Origin of the sequence: Planctomonas deserti, from assembly GCF_003067705.1 — a bacterium.
Lineage (GTDB): Bacteria > Actinomycetota > Actinomycetes > Actinomycetales > Microbacteriaceae > Planctomonas > Planctomonas deserti.
The window spans coordinates 1-777 of sequence record NZ_QANL01000034.1 but is presented as its reverse complement, the minus strand read 5'-3'; the positions used below and the strand labels follow the sequence as shown (position 1 = coordinate 777).

The window sequence follows — 777 nt, the reverse complement described above, 5'->3', positions numbered from 1 at the left end:
CTGCGAACAGGTGGGGCCGTTGCCGGCGCCGCGGGTGGTCAGCAGTGACCATGGCTTCCAGCGCTTCCTGCTGTTCCGGCTGCCGGTGCAGCGCGCTCCCGGGCCATGCGTGACCCCGGCGATGGCCTGGCTGGATGCACCCGGTGCTGGCGAGAAGGTGTCCGGCACGCTTGCCATCAAGGGCTGGGCGTTCAAGGACGGTGTCGGGCTGGCACGGGTTGAAGTGCTGGTCGATGGTCGCTCGATCGGTGATGCGCGCTATGGGCGCGCCTTCGATGTGCGCCAGACCTGGCCGGACAGCACCGATCCGCAGCATCCCGCCGTCGGCTTCGATGCCTCATTGGACACGACGACGCTTGCACCTGGGAGGCATTGGCTGGGCCTGCGCCTGTTCGGCCGCGATGGCAGCGTAGAGGTGTGGCAGGAGCAGCCGTTCGAGGTTCGTTGAGTCCTCTGGTCCTGTAGAGCCGAGCCGATGCTCGGCTGCTTCTGATTCAGATGGCAGGCAGCCTCGAAAAAAGCAGCCGAGCATCGGCTCGGCTCTACAGTTCACGGCACCGCGTACCCGGCCTGCCGCAGCAATCCGCACACCGCGATCAACGGCAGGCCGATCAGCGCGGTCGGGTCGCGGTTGTCGATCGCCTCGAACAGGCTGATGCCCAAGCCCTCGCACTTGAAGCTGCCGGCGCAGTCCAGCGGCTGTTCGGTGGCGACGTAACGGGTGATCTCATCCCGTTCCAATACGCGGAACCGTACTTCGGTCAGGTCGAGGGCCGT

Annotated in this window: 2 protein-coding genes; one reads left to right on the top strand and one right to left on the bottom strand. The window is 66.4% G+C overall.

Going from position 1 to position 777, the window contains the following annotated elements:
• Nucleotides 1–448: Ig-like domain-containing protein (locus DAI20_RS19355; protein WP_205781495.1), on the top strand; the 448-nt coding region annotated here is incomplete at its 5' end.
• A 101-nt stretch (nt 449–549) separates the two neighbouring features.
• Here DAI20_RS19355 and DAI20_RS19350 read toward each other — a convergent pair.
• On the bottom strand, nt 550–777 hold a 228-nt coding region (locus DAI20_RS19350), incomplete at its 5' end, for a Maf family protein (RefSeq protein WP_205781494.1).